Source organism: Robertmurraya dakarensis, assembly GCF_900156875.1.
Lineage (GTDB): Bacteria > Bacillota > Bacilli > Bacillales > Cytobacillaceae > Robertmurraya > Robertmurraya dakarensis.
Genome location: NZ_LT707408.1, coordinates 139,040 through 155,244 on the forward strand (window position 1 = coordinate 139,040; position 16,205 = coordinate 155,244).

The 16,205-nt window shown below is 41.2% G+C and carries 14 protein-coding genes; 11 read left to right on the forward strand and 3 right to left on the reverse strand.

Annotated elements, in window-relative coordinates; genetic code table 11:
* Position 1 precedes the first annotated feature (1 nt).
* Genes CZ487_RS01670 through CZ487_RS01715 form a run of 10 tightly spaced genes read left to right on the forward strand, consistent with a single transcriptional unit; the run spans position 2 to position 8,543 of the window.
* Positions 2-1,480, forward strand: a complete 1,479-nt coding sequence (locus CZ487_RS01670; protein WP_077211820.1) for an adenosylcobinamide amidohydrolase — start codon at positions 2-4, stop codon at positions 1,478-1,480.
* Positions 1,477-2,442, forward strand: a complete 966-nt coding sequence (cbiB, locus tag CZ487_RS01675; protein WP_077210568.1) for an adenosylcobinamide-phosphate synthase CbiB — start codon at positions 1,477-1,479, stop codon at positions 2,440-2,442. Before CZ487_RS01670 ends, cbiB begins: the two co-directional genes overlap by 4 nt.
* The gene (gene cobD / locus CZ487_RS01680; protein ID WP_077210569.1) at positions 2,417-3,493 is read left to right on the forward strand and encodes a threonine-phosphate decarboxylase CobD; all 1,077 of its coding nucleotides are present in this window, start codon (positions 2,417-2,419) and stop codon (positions 3,491-3,493) included. Before cbiB ends, cobD begins: the two co-directional genes overlap by 26 nt.
* Complete coding sequence (locus CZ487_RS01685) at positions 3,475-4,047, forward strand: bifunctional adenosylcobinamide kinase/adenosylcobinamide-phosphate guanylyltransferase (protein ID WP_077210570.1); 573 nt, start codon at positions 3,475-3,477, stop codon at positions 4,045-4,047. The genes cobD and CZ487_RS01685 overlap by 19 nt, the downstream gene beginning before the upstream one ends.
* Positions 4,044-5,552 (forward strand): cobyric acid synthase, encoded by a 1,509-nt coding sequence (locus CZ487_RS01690; protein WP_077210571.1) that lies wholly within the window; start codon positions 4,044-4,046, stop codon positions 5,550-5,552. Before CZ487_RS01685 ends, CZ487_RS01690 begins: the two co-directional genes overlap by 4 nt.
* Positions 5,549-6,340 (forward strand): adenosylcobinamide-GDP ribazoletransferase, encoded by a 792-nt coding sequence (cobS, locus tag CZ487_RS01695; protein WP_077211821.1) that lies wholly within the window; start codon positions 5,549-5,551, stop codon positions 6,338-6,340. Before CZ487_RS01690 ends, cobS begins: the two co-directional genes overlap by 4 nt.
* Complete coding sequence (locus tag CZ487_RS01700; protein ID WP_077210572.1) at positions 6,298-6,924, forward strand: histidine phosphatase family protein; 627 nt, start codon at positions 6,298-6,300, stop codon at positions 6,922-6,924. Before cobS ends, CZ487_RS01700 begins: the two co-directional genes overlap by 43 nt.
* Positions 6,876-7,313: a bifunctional adenosylcobinamide kinase/adenosylcobinamide-phosphate guanylyltransferase gene (locus CZ487_RS01705; protein WP_077210573.1), complete on the forward strand. Its 438-nt coding sequence runs from the start codon at positions 6,876-6,878 to the stop codon at positions 7,311-7,313. Before CZ487_RS01700 ends, CZ487_RS01705 begins: the two co-directional genes overlap by 49 nt.
* Positions 7,310-7,903 carry a cob(I)yrinic acid a,c-diamide adenosyltransferase gene (locus CZ487_RS01710; protein ID WP_077210574.1) on the forward strand — a complete coding sequence of 198 codons (594 nt, stop codon included), beginning with the start codon at positions 7,310-7,312 and terminating at the stop codon, positions 7,901-7,903. The genes CZ487_RS01705 and CZ487_RS01710 overlap by 4 nt, the downstream gene beginning before the upstream one ends.
* A gap of 19 nt (positions 7,904-7,922) precedes the next feature.
* On the forward strand, positions 7,923-8,543 hold the full coding sequence (locus CZ487_RS01715) for a histidine phosphatase family protein (RefSeq protein ID WP_077210575.1): 621 nt from the start codon (positions 7,923-7,925) through the stop codon (positions 8,541-8,543).
* Between the two features lie 101 nt (positions 8,544-8,644).
* Here the strand turns inward: CZ487_RS01715 and CZ487_RS01720 are convergent, their stop codons facing one another.
* Together CZ487_RS01720 and CZ487_RS01725 are read right to left on the reverse strand one after the other, a co-directional pair.
* Positions 8,645-10,288, reverse strand: coding sequence for an acetate--CoA ligase (locus CZ487_RS01720; protein WP_077210576.1), 1,644 nt, complete (start codon positions 10,286-10,288; stop codon positions 8,645-8,647).
* Between the two features lie 58 nt (positions 10,289-10,346).
* The gene (locus CZ487_RS01725; RefSeq protein ID WP_077210577.1) at positions 10,347-11,981 is read right to left on the reverse strand and encodes an acetate--CoA ligase; all 1,635 of its coding nucleotides are present in this window, start codon (positions 11,979-11,981) and stop codon (positions 10,347-10,349) included.
* A gap of 576 nt (positions 11,982-12,557) precedes the next feature.
* Between CZ487_RS01725 and CZ487_RS01730 the strand changes: the two genes are divergently transcribed.
* Entirely contained in the window at positions 12,558-14,024 is a 1,467-nt protein-coding gene (locus tag CZ487_RS01730) for a SulP family inorganic anion transporter (protein WP_077210578.1), read from the forward strand.
* A 688-nt stretch (positions 14,025-14,712) separates the two neighbouring features.
* Here the strand turns inward: CZ487_RS01730 and CZ487_RS01735 are convergent.
* Complete coding sequence (locus tag CZ487_RS01735; protein WP_077210579.1) at positions 14,713-16,203, reverse strand: potassium/proton antiporter; 1,491 nt, start codon at positions 16,201-16,203, stop codon at positions 14,713-14,715.
* Between the last annotated feature and the right edge of the window lie 2 nt (positions 16,204-16,205).

Here is a 16,205-nt window from a genome sequence, read left to right on the forward strand (position 1 = left end):
GATGCTTGAGTGTAAACGGCTTACAGGTGGATATTCCGGGGACCCCATTCTAAAAGATATCTCATTTCAAGTTGGAGAAGGTGAGTTATTCGGAATACTTGGTCCAAATGGAAGCGGAAAAACGACACTATTAAAGATGATAAGCGGAATCCTGCCTATAAAGGAAGGCTCCATCTTACTAAATAAAAGCCCCCTATCTCAATATAGCACAAAGGAATTGGCGAAGATGGTTGCGGTTCTTTCCCAGCATTCTTCACAGGCCTTTTCCTATACCGTGAAGGAAACGGTTTCACTCGGCCGGTATGCACATCAAAATGGCTGGTTTCAATCGTGGATCGAAGAAGATGAAGAAATCGTTCAAAGAGTGATGTTTCAGACGGGTGTTGCATCTTTTGAGAAAAAGCCTATTCAAGAACTTTCAGGCGGTGAACGTCAGCGGGTATTTCTAGCGCAGGCACTTGCGCAAGAGCCTGCGGTTTTACTTTTAGATGAGCCGACAAACCACCTTGACCTCTCCTACCAAAAAGAGCTTTTGGATCTTCTCAAACAATGGACAAAGGAAAAAGGATTAACGGTTATATCGATTTTTCATGATTTGAACCTTGCAAGTCTTTATTGTGACCGCTTGCTCTTACTTGATAATGGGAGCATCAATATTAATGAAGTACCAAACGATGTATTGAGAAAAGAAAAAATTAAAGAGGTTTTTGGTACAGATGTTGAGAGGCAATACCATCCAAAAGAGCCGGTGCCGCAAATGGTGCTTCTGCCTGGATGGAAAATGCCTGTCACAACAGAAGTACATTCGATTGATATCCATCCTTCTATGTTGCAATTTACTAAAAGTCATATTGCGCTTCAAGCACCGCTACCGCTTAGGACGATGTCATCTGGGGTAGTAGGGGCAGGAACTGGGTGGCATCAAACTTTTGTCAATCGTCATGTCGATAAAGATTACCACTGTGATGACTTCCGCAGTGATATGCTCGATTTCTTAAAAAACCATCAATTTGATCCTTCCACTACAGTGGGAATGATGACAGCGGTTATTTTGGAGGATGTGTCATATCGGTTCATTGAAGACGATGGATATTCTGTGCTGGTGGTGGTGACGGCTGGAGTTGGAAATGCCGTAGACGCTTCGATGAGTGACAGCCATAAGTTTGAATTGGTACCAGGTACCATTAATACTTGGATTTTTGTAAACGGGGAATTAACAGAGGAGGCTTTTATTCAAAGTATTATGATCGCTACAGAAGCAAAGGTGAAGGTGATGGAGCATGAGCAAGTAATGGATCCTGTGACGGGAACGGTTGCAACGGGTACTTCTACTGACAGCATCCTAGTTGCCTCTACTCAAAAAGGGGAAAAGCTTGAGTTTGCCGGTTCAATTACTCCTTTAGGAAAAAGTATCAGCAAAGGGGTATACGAATGTACAAGAGAGTCGGTTCAAAAAAGCCGAAAAAGGTTTAAAAGCTGATGTTAGCACACTTAATTGCCATCACCTTAGCCGTTCTGATCGATATCCTTATTGGCGATCCTCCCCACCTGCCTCACCCCGTTAAATGGATCGGAACCGGAATATCACGATTGGAAAAAGTATTAAACAAAGGAGCATACCGAAAAGGGAAAGGCATCGTCATGCTCCTAATCATGTTAGCAGCTGTTTTTATGATTACTGCTTTTATCATATGGGCAAGTTATCAAATTCATTTTCTAATTGGGATTGTAGTGGAATCTGTGCTGGTTTCGGCCACCATTGCTCAAAGAAATTTAAAGGAGCATTCACTGGCGGTCTATGAACCGTTAAAGAATGGAGATTTGATGGAGTCTAGAGTGAGATTATCCTACATTGTCGGCAGGGATACGGACCAGCTTGATGAAGGTGAAATTGTCAGAGGAACAGTAGAAACGGTTGCAGAGAATACAAGTGATGGGGTAACAGCTCCTTTATTTTGGGGGCTGATTGGCGGAGCTCCTTTGGCCTTTGTATACCGGACGATCAATACTTGTGATTCGATGGTTGGTTATAAGAATGACAGATATCAAGACTTTGGCTGGGCCTCTGCGAAAATGGATGATCTCGTTAACCTGATTCCAAGCCGGCTGACAGGATTTTTGATGCTGCTCGGAAACAGACCAGAGTCTGGAAGTGTAAAACAGGCTTGGAGCACTTTACTGCGCGATGCAAAACGGCATCCCAGCCCAAACAGCGGCTGGGGAGAAGCGGCCGTGGCAGCTCTTCTTGGTGTCCAGCTTGGCGGTGTTAATTACTACAAAGGGGTAGTCTCTAATCGTGCCAAAATGGGTGATCCTCTTATTCCTTTGTCTAAAGAACATATTTTGAAAGCGAATACTATTTTAACAAAAACCGTGTTGTTATTTTTATTGATGTTATGGATGGGAGGAATACTAGTTGAATTGGCCTTCACATGGAGCTAATCCCCAGTATCTATATGAGCAAGTGGGGATAAAGAAACCAGAAAACTTGATTGATTTTAGTGCCAATATCAATCCATTAGGACCTCCGGCTTTTTTAAAAGAGAAATGGCTGGAATTCTATGATGTTATAAATCAATATCCAGATCCTTATGGTTTGAAACTACGGAATATCATTGCAGAGAGAGAAGAAGTATCCACCCAAAATGTGATCCTTGGTAACGGTGGTGCAGAACTTATTGCCTTAGTTGGCAGATTGCTGGCTGGCAAACAGGTGTTGATTGTGGAGCCAGCGTTTTCCGAGTATGAACAAGTCTGCCAGTCGAATGGGTGTGTGATTTCCTATCACCTCGTGAATGAAGATACTTGGGATTTATCGATGGATTCATTGGTTGAAAAATTATCGAATGTGCAAGCTGTTTTTTTATGCAATCCTAATAATCCTACCGGTGTTTATTATCGTCTTTCGACGGTTCGGAAACTAGCGGAAGTTTGTCGCGAGCACAATGTATATTTGATTATTGATGAAGCATTTTATGATTTCTTAGTAGACTATGAAAAAACGGTTCCTTTATTAAAAGAATATTCCAACCTGTTAATCCTGCGTTCGATGACGAAAATGTTTGGAATTCCTGGCATTAGACTCGGATACGCCTTAGGAAACACAAGTTTGCTAGAAAAAATCACTGCGTTTCAGCCGCACTGGAGTGTAAATGGATTGGCCATGATGGCAGGTGAAGAATGTTATAAGGATGAAGTGTTTTTAAGAAAGAGTGTAGATTATATCAGGAATGAACGTGAAAAGATCATTCCTGCTTTGATGGCCAGCGGCTATCAAGTATCTCCCTCTCAAGTTAATTTTTATTTATTACGTGATCCTGAGTTGGACAATCAGTTCGAGCTTTTTGAATTCCTATTGAAAAAGGGATTGGTACCGAGGCATACGATGAACTTCCCTGTGCTTGAAGGAAAGTGGCTGAGGTTTGCCATTAAAAGTAATGAGGAGAATGATGTACTGATGGAGGCATTGCTTCAATGGAAAAAGCTTCATTGATCTTTATTACAGGCGGTGTTAGAAGCGGGAAAAGCCGCTTTGCTGAGGATCTTGCCATTCAAAATGCAGCCTTAACGGGCGGGAATCTTCATTATCTCGCCCCTGGGGTAGCATCTGATCCTGAAATGAAGAAGCGGATTGAAAAGCATAAGCGGGAAAGGCAGCAGAGTAAAGTGGAATGGACAACATGGGAGCAGCCCCGTGATATTGGAGAGCTCTCAGGCTGTTTTAATAGTAATGATATTCTTGTGCTGGACTGTTTAACCACCTTATTAAATAATGAACTATTTTTTAATGAAGAAAAATGGGATAGGGTTTTTCTGCGTGAAATACATAATATGATCCTTACAGGAATCACTAGCTTGTTAGCACAAAGTCAGCAGCTGATTATCGTCAGCAATGAAGTTCTTCAGGATTTTTCTCAAGGCAATGAGTTGGTATGGGAGTACAGTCGTATCATAGGACAGCTGCACCAGGATATAGTGAATCTTGCTGAACAGGCATATTTAGTAGAATGTGGTGTACCGATGATGATGAAGGGGGATAAAGAGTGAAGGGCATTATGATTCAAGGAACGGCATCTGATGTGGGGAAAAGCTTAATTGTTACAGCCCTATGCCGGCTATTTATAAATGAAGGGGTAAAGACAGCGCCTTTCAAATCTCAAAATATGTCCAATAATTCCTATGTTACCTTTGATGGAAGAGAGATTGGCAGAGCTCAGGGCATTCAAGCAGAAGCGGCAAAAACAGAGGCATCAGTATGGATGAACCCTATTCTTTTAAAGCCGCGTTCCGACCAGCAATCAGAAGTTGTACTTCTTGGAAAAGGGGTGAAAACCCTATCGGGCAGAGGCTACCGCGATTCTTTTTATGAAAAAGGGATCGAGACGATTGTAACAGCACTAGCTTATCTCGAAAAAGAGTATGATGTGGTCGTCATGGAAGGAGCAGGCAGTCCGGTTGAAATCAACTTGAAGGATAAAGAGCTCGTTAATATGAAAGTAGCAGAACTTGCTGATGTGCCGGTTGTTTTAGTGGCGGATATCGATAGAGGTGGAGTCTTTGCCAGTATTGTAGGGACATTAGAGTTATTTACACCAGAGGAAAGAAAAAGAGTAAAAGGAATTTTAATTAATAAATTCAGAGGAGATTTGAGTTTATTCCAAGATGGAATGAAGTGGCTTGAGGAAAGAACAGGTGTCCCGATTTTAGGTGTTCTGCCGCATGTTGAAAATCATATGATTGATGGAGAAGACTCTTTGTCGATAGGAAATGCTATTAAACAAAGGGGAGAAGCTCCCATTGACATTGCTGTAATTCACTTGCCTTATATTTCGAATTACAGTGACATTGAACCGTTTTTCTATGAAGACGATGCGTCGATTCGTTTTGTGAAGCATCCTTCTCAGTTCGGTAAGCCTGATGCAGTAATTATCCCAGGTACGAAGAGCACCATCAGTGATCTGCAGTACATAAAGGAAATGAAACTGGATGAGTATTTGATAGATTATGTTCATCATGGCGGGTATGTTGTTGGCATTTGCGGCGGCTATCAAATGCTGGGAAAAAGCATTATCGATGGTGCCGGTTCAGACACCGGTATACCAGGCATGAGAATAGATGGTTTAGATTTAATTCCTGCCGAAACTACCTTTATGGAGCAAAAGGATACAATTAGAGTGAAGGGATACTATCATCCGAACACAGAGCTAAAAGGAAAACGTGAACTTGAAGGATATGAAATACATTTGGGGCAGACAGAAATGCTTGAGAAGGAAGGGTTTTTTCTAAAATTGGAGAATGGTAGAGAAGAAGGTTATTATCGCAGCGACGGCAAGATTGTCGGCACGTATATGCATCATCTTTTTCATAATGATGAGTGGAGAAATCTGTGGCTGAATTCCATTCGCAGGTCAAAAAATCTGCCTATCAGAGATGTAGTATATGCGCAGGATTTGAAAGAAGAAAGATATGATCTACTTGCTCAAAACTTTAAAAAACATCTTGATTGGGAAAAGCTGAAAGAGATTGTGTATGAATGGGAATATCAAAAATGAAATTTTTGAAGGGATTTTTAATTAATCTGCAATTCTTCACAGCCATTCCCATTAAAAGTGCTCTCCCGATGGATAAAGAGCATCTTAATAGCAGCATCAAGTCATTTCCGCTAGTTGGTCTGTTTCAAGGTTTGATTTATATTAGTTTTCTATATCTTCTTGTTCAGTGGACACCTTTAACGCCATTAGCGATTGCGTTTGTGATTTGGCTATTGACGATTATCGTAACAGGAGGGATCCATCTCGACGGTTGGATGGATGCCAGTGACGCTTACTTTTCCTATCAGGACAAAGAAAAGCGATTAGACATCATGAAGGACCCTAGAACAGGTGCGTTTGGAGTACTATCTGTTATTGTTTTGCTATCATGCCGGTTTTTATTTATCTATGAGATTACGATTTCATTAACAGCGGCCTCTTATCTGTTAATTCTTTCAATCCCTTTGATTAGTAAGACGGTTATGGGATTAGTGCTTATAACTGTCCCATCAGCGAAAAAGGATGGATTGGCTGCGTTATTTCAATCAGCAGCGGGGCCGCGCTCTCTATCGATTTATCCTTTCTATGCAGCGGGGATGGCGGTTGTCTGCTTCGTCCTTTTTCGTGAAGCATTATACCCGTTTATGATCTTGATTTTGGCGGGATTTGGCTGTTTTCTGTTAATACGGCGTAAGGCAATTAAATGGTATGGAGGAATTACCGGGGATGTTCTCGGGGCCTCTGTAGAGGGGACTGAGGTGTTGTTATGGATGATACTGTGGTTATTACATTATTCCGCCATGGTGTAACAGAGGACAATGTGCGAAGGGCTTTTTTGGGATGGAACGATTCTCCATTAACCCAAGATGCTGAAAAGGCGCTTGCTGCTTATCAGTTTAGCCCCTTGTCTTACGATCTCTTTGTTTCAAGTGATTTACAGAGATGTCTGGCAACGATGAATTTGCTCTTTCCAAAAGTAGAACCAATAACATTACAAGAGTTTAGGGAAATGTGTTTTGGTGATTTTGAGGGGAAAACCAATGAGGAAATGAAGGAATGGAAAGAGTATCAGCAATGGATGAGTGACTGGACTTCCCTCCCCATTCCTAACGGTGAATCATTTCTGCAGTTTACCAATCGGGTTCAGAAAGGGTGGAACAAACTTCTCAAACTCATGGAGGAGCAAAATGCCAGAAAGCCGTTCATTACGACACACGGCGGCGTGATCCGCACTTTGTTAACTCGTTTTGTGGACGATAAAAAAGATTTTTGGGACTGGAACGTGCCTCATGGCAGCGGCTATCAATTGACCTTTCAACGAGATGACTTAAGGAGGGGAAACCGTTGCACTTTGTTACAGGCGGTGCCTTTAATGGAAAAAGAAAATGGGTAAGTAAAACCTACGGAGAGACAAAGTGGATTTCTGCTTTTCAAGGAGAAGTGCTGATTGAACATTTATCACCACTAAACGCTTCTTGTGTTGTTTTAGAAGGTGTGGAAGAGTGGCTGAGAAAATTATCTTTAGAAATGGATATTAATGAAGCGAGGAACTACTGGAAAAGCATTGTGTTGAAATGGCTTGACTGGGAAAGCAGTGCCGAGGGCCGCAGGCTTGTTATTATCGGAACGGATTTGACGAAGGGGATTGTCCCAATCGAAAAAGAAAACCGAAACTGGCGGGATTTGACTGGCTGGGCTTATCAGGATTTGGCAGCACATTGCAATAAGGTGGATATCATTTGGTATGGAATCAATCAAACCATTAAGGGGGAAAAAGGATGAGAATTTATACAAGAACTGGTGATAAAGGGCAAACGAGCATTATCGGGGGAAGAGTCGATAAGGATGATATTCGTGTAGAGGCGTATGGAACCGTTGATGAAGTGAATTGTTTTGTTGGCCAAGCGATCACACAGCTCGATGAAAAGCTTTTTAAAGATATTCTTGATGACCTTGAGAAGGTACAGCATGAACTGTTTGATTGCGGCGGTGACTTAGCAAGTGTTTCTAAGAAAAGAGAAGCAAAGCTGACAGAAGATAGTATTACGTATTTAGAGAGTAAAATCGATGAGTTTATTAAGGAAGCTCCTGAACTGGAAAGATTTATTTTACCTGGAGGTTCACCGGCAGCTGCTTCGATTCATATTGCTAGAACGGTGACGCGAAGAGCAGAACGTCTTGTCGTTAGTTTACTGAAAGCAGATCCATCAGCACCAATTGTGTGTCTTCAGTATTTAAACCGTCTATCAGATTACTTCTTTGCTCTTGCTAGAGTGATAAATTTCCGTTTGAATGTAAAGGACGTTGAGTATGTTCGCAGTGCAAAGGTTTTTAGAGAAGGCAAGCGCAAGGAAGATTCAAAAGAAAATTAATTTCTAGGGAGAGTTCACTGTGTTGAAATTATATGTAATTAGACATGGGCAGACTGAATGGAATAAAGAAAAAAGAATTCAGGGCCACCTCGATTCCAAACTGACGGAGGAGGGGGTACGCCATGCCCGGCTGCAAGGAGAAAGGCTGGCCGAGATAGACTTTGAAGCAGTCGTAGCAAGCCCGAGTGAAAGAACGGTAGAAACAGCAAAACTCATCATGGGGGAACGCACTTTACCGTTTAAGACGGATGTGCGGCTAAAGGAAATTCATCTCGGAAATTGGCAAGGAAAAACAGTAGACGAAATTAAAGCAGATGACCCTGAACGGTTTCAATGTTATGTGAATACTCCGAGCCTTTTTCAAAATGAAGAAGGGGAGAACTTGCATGATGTAAAGGAAAGATTAGAAGCTGTTTTAAGTGACTTAGAAAAAACATATCCCTCCGGAAATGTTTTAGTGGTTACACATGGCATGGTCATAAAAGTCTTGCAAGTGCTTTGTAAAAAGCAATCGCTGGATGCTATCAAGGATTTTCCTGTTGTAGATGGAACGAGCTTAACGGTCGTCACATTAGAAGATGGAAAAAAAGAAATGCTGCTAGAAGGCGATATGTCACATGTTCATCATGCTCCACACTAAAAATTGTAGAGACTCTCCGCTGAAAGGGGAGTTTTTTTATTAAAAAAAGATGATTGCTATGTATCATCTTTTTTCTTTCAGGTGGAACGTTAAATCTATCTTTAACGGTTTGCCTGTTTTTCGTATTCTCTTTTTTTCAAAAGGAAACGCTGTGTCTTGCCGCTTTGTGTCTTCGGCAATGAGTCAATAAATTCAATTTCTTTAGGATATTGATGTTTTGATAGCTTATTTTTTACAAAAAGGCTTAGGGTTTCTGATAATTCATCAGACGGCTCATAGCCTTGGTTTAACACAATGTATGCCTTGACAATTTCACCTTTTGTTTTATCAGGTTTGCCTACCACGGCAGCTTCTAAAACAGCAGGGTGTTCCATTAAGCTTGCTTCGACTTCGGTAGGTCCAATCCGATAGCCAGCACTTGAGATAACATCATCAGCGCGGCCCTGAAACCAAAAGTACCCATCTTCATCTTGCTTGGCAAGGTCGCCTGACAATAACCATTTTCCGCGAATCTTTTCGCTGGATTTTTCCGGATTATTCCAATATCCTCTAAATTTAAGACCTTCGCCCATTGTCGTATCAAGGGCTATTTGACCGACTTGGCCTTGCTTCACTTCATTACCTTGTTCGTCAATGAGACCCACTTTATATCCTGGTAGTGGCAATCCCATGGAACCCGGCTTGATTGGCATGTCAGTAATATTATAGTTATTGACAATCATGCCTATTTCAGTGGCACCGTAATGGTCATAGATGGCTCTTCCGAAATTGTCTTGGAAGAAGCGTGTCACTTCAGCATCTAATGGTTCCCCAGCACTGCTGAATTTCCTCACTTTGATATTATATTTCTTCAACACGTCTGTTCCAGCGGCCATCATCATTCTGTATGCAGTCGGGATATAGGAAAAATTAGTCACTCCGTACTTCTCCATGATTTGAAAAACCTTTTCAGCCTGAAATGGCCCTTTATAGACAACTGTTTTAATACCAAGGCTCAACGGTCCAAATGTACAAACTAACAGGCCATTAGACCAGCCTAAGTCAGCTGCCCCAAAAAACACATCGTCATCCTCCATATGCAGGGCATACTTTAAGTATGGATAGAGATTGTAAATCCCTTTATGGGCAGCAATGGAACCTTTCGGCAATCCTGTCGAACCAGATGTATACTGGATTACACTAGGATCTAATCCATTGGTTGGTTCCATCTCAAACTGATCTGGGAAAGACTCAACAAATTCCCAGAAGCTTTTGCCGTCTTTCGTAATTCCATCTGTTAAAAGAACCTGGAAGGAAGGATTTCGATCCTCTACCTTGCTGATTTGCTCTCGATTCGTCACTAATAAGCTGATTTCCGAATCCGTTGCACGGTGCATGATGGCATCAGGGCCAAATGCCGTAAATAAAGGGACGTAGATGGCGCCGATTTTCCAAACAGCTAGAATGGTAATGACGAGTTCCATATCTTTCCCAAGCATTCCAGCTACACGGTCACCTTTTTTGATTCCTAAAGAGCATAAGCCATTAGCCATTTTATCTGATTTTTCCTTAAGCTTTTGGTACGTCCATGTTTCTGTGTTCCCTAAAGAATCTTCCCAGTAGATGGCGATGCGGTCAGGGTCATCAGCCCATCGATCACAAGCTTCTTGAGCCATGTTCATGATGCCGTCAGGGCTGCCTGCATAGAACGTCTTTACTTCATCCCAAGAGAAGTTCTTAACAAGTTCTTCGTATTTCACTGCCATTCCCGTCACCTCTATTTAAAATTCTACGGTTCATCCATAGTTATCAGTCATTTGAGATTCAGCTGTTAACTTGTTTTTCGTATTCTCTTTTCTTCAGCAGATAACGCTGTGTTTTACCACTTTGTGTCTTCGGTAATTCAGTGATAAATTCAATTTCCCGAGGATATTGATGTTTAGATAATTTATTTTTTACATAAAGACTAAGTTCATCTGCTAGTGCATCAGAAGGGGAGAAGCCGTTATTAAGTACGATAAAGGCTTTAACAATTTCGCCTTTTGTTTTATCCGGCTTACCTACGACAGCAGCTTCTAAAACAGCAGTGTGTTCCATCAAACAAGCCTCAACTTCAGTAGGTCCAATTCGATAGCCGGCACTAGAAATGACGTCATCTGCACGGCCTTGGAACCAATAATATCCATCTTCATCCTGCTTTGCTAAGTCACCAGATAAGAACCACTTTCCAAGGAACTTTTCGCTGGATTTCTTAGGGTTATTCCAATATCCTAAGAATTTAAAGTTTTCATCCGTTGTATCAAGCGCAATTTGACCAACGTCTCCTTGCTTGACAACTTCGCCATTTTCATCGACAAGTGCCATTTTAAATCCAGGGATCGGGAAGCCCATTGAACCTGGCTTAACAGCCATATCCGTAATATTGTAGTTGTTCACAACCATTCCCATTTCCGTTGCTCCATAATGGTCATAAATCGCTCTTCCGAAATTCTCTTGGAAGAAGCGTACAACTTCGCCGTCCAATGGTTCACCGGCACTGCTGAATTTACGAGCTTTAATCTTATATTTTTTCAATACCTCTGTTCCAGCAGCCATCATCATTCTGTAGGCTGTAGGTGCATAGGTGAAATTCGTTACTTCGTATTTTTCTAAAATTTGAAAGACCTTTTCTGCCTCGAATGGTCCTTTATACATGACGATCTTTGCACCAAGACTTAATGGTCCAAACGTACAAGCCATTAATCCATAAGACCAGCCTAAGTCTGCGCCGCCAAAAAAGACATCATCTTCCTCAACGTTAAGGGCGAATGTTAAGTATGGATATAAACTATAGACACCTTTGTGGGCATTCATAGCCCCTTTTGGTAACCCAGTTGTACCGGAAGTATATTGGATAACAGCTGGATCAAGAGCATCCATAAGTACTGTCTCATGCTCTGTAGAAAATGAGTCAACAAATTCCCAGAAAGTTTTGCCTTCGTTGTTAACGCTATCCGTTAAAAGCAATTGGAAAGATACATCTCTTCCTTCCAATTTGCTTGCTTGCTCTTTATTCGTAACAATGAGGCTGACGCCGCTATCTTGGCTGCGGTGCATGAGAGCATCTGGTCCGAATGCAGTGAATAGTGGAACATAGATGGCGCCAATTTTCCATGTACCGAGAATGGCTACCACTAATTCCATATCTTTTCCTAGAAGCCCCGCAACTCGGTCGCCTTTCTTAATCCCGATTGACTTTAGTGCATTGGCCATTTGATTTGATTTTTCTTGAAGCTTTCTGTATGTCCATGTTTCTGTATTGCCTAACGAATCTTCCCAATAAATAGCGACACGGTTAGGGTCTTTCGCCCAGCGGTCACATACTTCATGAGCGAAGTTGATTTTGCCATCCGGATCACCTTCATATTTTTTCTTTACTTCTTCCCAAGAAAAGTTTTCAATCAATTCTTCGTATTTCATTTTTATCACCTCTATAATATTTTTCTATTAATTTATGTATAGCAATCTTTTGAAATAGAGAAAGCATACATATAACGAACAATGAGTATAGCGCTTACATTTTTTAAAGGTATGAATAGTCTAGATTGTTATGCTGGGAACTGGTGCATCGTTAGTGAGGGTTTGATTACTGATATGTGTTTAACAAGAAGTCTTTTCTACGGAAGCTTGGTTTGTCCATGTTGAAAGAGGGTTCATTTTCTCCGTTAATTAACATTCTAAATGGTTGTTTGAAAAATGTAAAGAATGTTTAGAAAATTATAAAAACGTGTTAGCTGGCAGTCTTTTTCCAAAAGTACATTTATCATGTGGATATTGTTAACAGAACAACCAACTATAAGAATATTAATATTGCTGGTTTTAACTATTAGTACAGTAATTACGAGATTTTAAAAGATAATGAAAGAAAACGGCTTATCTAAACGTTTTCATATATAGTTGTAAAACTTGTAAAATGTGATATTATTCTCCTAGGTTTTTGTCGGCTCGACTTTGATGAGAGTTCAAAGTCAAAAAATAATAAAAAGAGGTGTTTATTTGAAGGATTTGACAATTAAAGAACAGTGGTTTGGTAATGTTAAGGGAGATGTTCTGGCGGGAATCGTCGTAGCGCTGGCACTTATTCCTGAAGCAATTGCCTTTTCTATCATTGCTGGCGTAGACCCGATGGTTGGTCTATATGCTTCTTTCTGTATTGCCGTAACAATTGCTATTGTTGGTGGCAGACCGGGAATGATCTCTGCTGCAACAGGTGCCATGGCGTTGTTGATGGTTACCTTGGTAGCGGACCACGGACTTCAATATCTATTTGCAGCAACAATTTTAACGGGACTTTTGCAAATTCTTTTTGGTGTGCTTAAATTAGCGAGGTTTATGAAGTTTATTCCTCGTTCGGTGATGATTGGGTTTGTAAATGCGCTCGCGATTTTAATTTTCATGGCGCAGCTTGAACAATTTGTTGATGCGACATGGGTCATGTATGTGATGGTTGCTTGCGCACTGGCGATTATTTATCTTTTTCCTAGAATTACGAGAGCGGTGCCGTCACCATTAGTTGCCATTATTGTGATTACGATTATTGCGATTATGACGAAAAGTGATGTGAAGACAGTAGGGGATATGGGAGCATTAACATCTGCTTTGCCAGCATTTTTTATCCCTGATGTTCCATTAAACTTTGAAACTCTTAAAATCATTTTTCCATATTCGATCGCCTTAGCCATTGTAGGTTTGCTAGAATCTTTATTAACAGCGTCTATTGTTGATGATATGACCGATACTGCCAGCGATAAAAATAAAGAAAGCCGCGGTCAAGGAATCGCCAATATTGTTGCTGGATTATTTGGTGGAATGGCCGGATGTGCCATGATTGGCCAATCGGTTATTAATGTTAAATCAGGCGGTCGCGGTCGATTATCTGCGTTAGTGGCAGGGACATTCCTGATGTTCTTAATTTTAGTATTAGGAAATATCGTTGTTCAAATTCCAATGGCTGCATTAGTAGGAGTTATGATTATGGTATCGATTGGTACTTTTGATTGGGGTTCGATTAAAGGATTAGCTAAGGCGCCTCTAACTGACTCAATTGTAATGGTTACAACCGTTGTTACAGTTGTAGCAACTCATAATCTTGCCATTGGTGTATTTGCGGGAATTATCCTAAGTGCAATTTTCTTTGTTGCTAAAATTTCAAAAGTGAAAGTTTCTTCCAGATTGGAAGATGGAAAAAGAATTTATATGGTCGAGGGGCAAGTGTTTTTTGCTTCTGTAGAAGACATCGTGGCGTCTTTTGACTACTATGAAGATGTTAAACAAGTTGAAATTGACTTTACCCATGCTCATGTTTGGGACGATTCAGCTGTTGCTGCTATTGATAAAATTGTCATTAAATTACGAGATAATGGGACGGCTGTCCGTTTAGTTGGTTTGAATGCACCGAGTTCGAGTCTTGTTGATCGACTGGCTGTTCATCATAAGCCGGGAGCTAAGGCTTCTGGACATTAATATAGAAGAGTAGATTCCTTTAGTTGGTTAAGGAATTGCTTCGCCTCAATTGAGTTTGTCCTTCATAGATTCTATGAAGGACATTTTGCTTTATACGGAATAAGATTTGGTTATCCTATGAGAGGCGAAGGATGAAGACCGTTTTGAGTTTCCTCTGAGTCGGATATGGTTATCATGGGAGAGATGAAGACCGTTTAAGGATCGCTCCGCACCAGAAAAGGTTATCATGGGAGAGATGAAGACCGTTAAGGATCGCCACCGTGCTAGAAAAGGTTATCATGGGGGAGATGAAGACCGTTTAAGGATCCCTCCTTGCCAGAAAAGGTTATCATGGGAGAGATGAAGACCGTTTAGGATCGCCTCCTTGCCAGAAAAGGTTATCATGGGAGAGATGAAGACCGTTTAAGGTTAGCTCCGAGCTGGAAATGGTTCTCATAGGTAAGATGAAGACCGTTTAGGATTGCCTCCGAGCTGGAAATGGTTCTCATAGGTAAGATGAAGACCGTTTAAGGATCGCTCCGCACCAGAAATGGTTATCATCGGCAGGATGAAGACCGTTTAGAGTTCCCGCTAATTCAGAGATGGTTTTCATATTTATCATGAGCTTCCATCAAATTTTGCCCTGCCCTTAGTAGTATAACCCCACAAATAAAAAAGCCGAGTCCCTAAAAGGTGACTTGGCTTTATATCAAGATGAGACTTGATTCACATGAATATGGGATTTCTCCTGTAATAATTTCTTTAAGTGCAGTTTCTTCTTCCTCGAAACGAGGATATATAGAAAATCTCCAGCTTGTATAACGGTATTACCTGTAGGGGTTATGAGTTTGTCATTTCTAATAATGGCATTTACAAGGGCTCCTTCAGGGAAAGGAATTTCTAATAATGTTTTCCCGATTATAGCTGCGTCTTCTTTCATTTCATATTCAATCATTTCTGCGTCAGCTTTCCCCAGGGAAACTAACTCCAATGAGTGAATAGGGGTTGCTTTTTGAGGCCCGGTCAAGCCAAGCTTTTGTGCCAAAATGGTAATCGTTGACCCGTGAACCAAACAGCTTGTTAAGACAACGAAGAAGACTACGTTAAAGATAAGACTGCTTCCTTCAACATTTGCTAGTAACGGATAGGTTGCTAGAACAATGGGAACAGCCCCTTTTAAGCCGGCCCAGGAAAGGAATATTTTCTCTTTATTACTATAGTTCATCCTGATTGTTGACAAATAAACAGCGACCGGTCTAGCTACAACCATCAAGATAAATGACATTAACATCCCTTTTAAAAGGATATCCCAAGAGAAGAGCTCCGATGGAAAGACGAGAAGACCTAAGATGATAAACATCGCAATTTGCATCATCCATGCAAATCCTTCGGAAAAACGGAAAATGGATTGTCGATAAGCGATATCCTCTGCATTTCCGATGATAATCGCAGCGATATATACCGCTAAAAGTCCGCTTCCGTTTAAAAATGCCGTAAGTCCATAGGTAAGCAGAGCAAAGGCTGTTGCGAATACAGGATACAACCCACTGGAGTCCAGATTAATTCGGTTTAACGAGAAGACAGCAAGCTTTCCAAACGCTACCCCTAACACCAGTCCGACAATCATTTGAACGAAAAACGTTCCAATCATACTTAAAATACTGGCGCTTGGATTCATAATTAACTCAATAGTCGCAACCGTTAACAGCACGGCCATAGGATCGTTGGATCCAGATTCTGCCTCTAGTGTGGATGCAATGCGCGGCTTAATATTTTGTCCTTTTAAGACCGCAAATACCGCAGCAGCATCAGTTGATCCGACAATCGCTCCAAAGAGAACGGCCTCGAGCCAGCCGATTCCGAGAATAAACTTTGCAGCAACAGCAACGATACCTGATGTTAATAAAACACCAAAAGTAGCCAGCGATAGAGCTGGTGTAATGACAGGTCTGACATTTTTCCAATCTGTCTGCAGACCGCCTTCAAATAAAATAATAATTAAAGCTAATATCCCAATCATTTGGGCTAATTGTGCATTATCAAAATAAATAATTCCAAGAACATCACTTCCCATGATCATTCCGACTGCAATGAAGAGAACGAGGGCAGGTACACCGAGACGGGAGGAGAATTTAGTGGTTAATACACCAACAATGAGGAAGGTTGCCGCAAGAAATATAAAAGCATCCGTATGTGACATAA

Bases quoted from the DNA above. Each gene is read 5' to 3' on its own strand.
- CZ487_RS01670 (WP_077211820.1), top strand. From the start codon at position 2: ATGCTTGAGTGTAAACGGCTTACAGGTGGATATTCCGGGGACCCCATT.
- CZ487_RS01685 (WP_077210570.1), top strand. From the start codon at position 3,475: ATGGAAAAAGCTTCATTGATCTTTATTACAGGCGGTGTTAGAAGCGGG.
- cobS (WP_077211821.1), top strand. From the start codon at position 5,549: ATGAAATTTTTGAAGGGATTTTTAATTAATCTGCAATTCTTCACAGCC.
- CZ487_RS01700 (WP_077210572.1), top strand. From the start codon at position 6,298: ATGGATGATACTGTGGTTATTACATTATTCCGCCATGGTGTAACAGAG.
- CZ487_RS01710 (WP_077210574.1), top strand. From the start codon at position 7,310: ATGAGAATTTATACAAGAACTGGTGATAAAGGGCAAACGAGCATTATC.
- CZ487_RS01720 (WP_077210576.1), bottom strand. From the start codon at position 10,288: ATGGCAGTGAAATACGAAGAACTTGTTAAGAACTTCTCTTGGGATGAA.
- CZ487_RS01725 (WP_077210577.1), bottom strand. From the start codon at position 11,981: ATGAAATACGAAGAATTGATTGAAAACTTTTCTTGGGAAGAAGTAAAG.
- CZ487_RS01735 (WP_077210579.1), bottom strand. From the start codon at position 16,203: ATGTCACATACGGATGCTTTTATATTTCTTGCGGCAACCTTCCTCATT.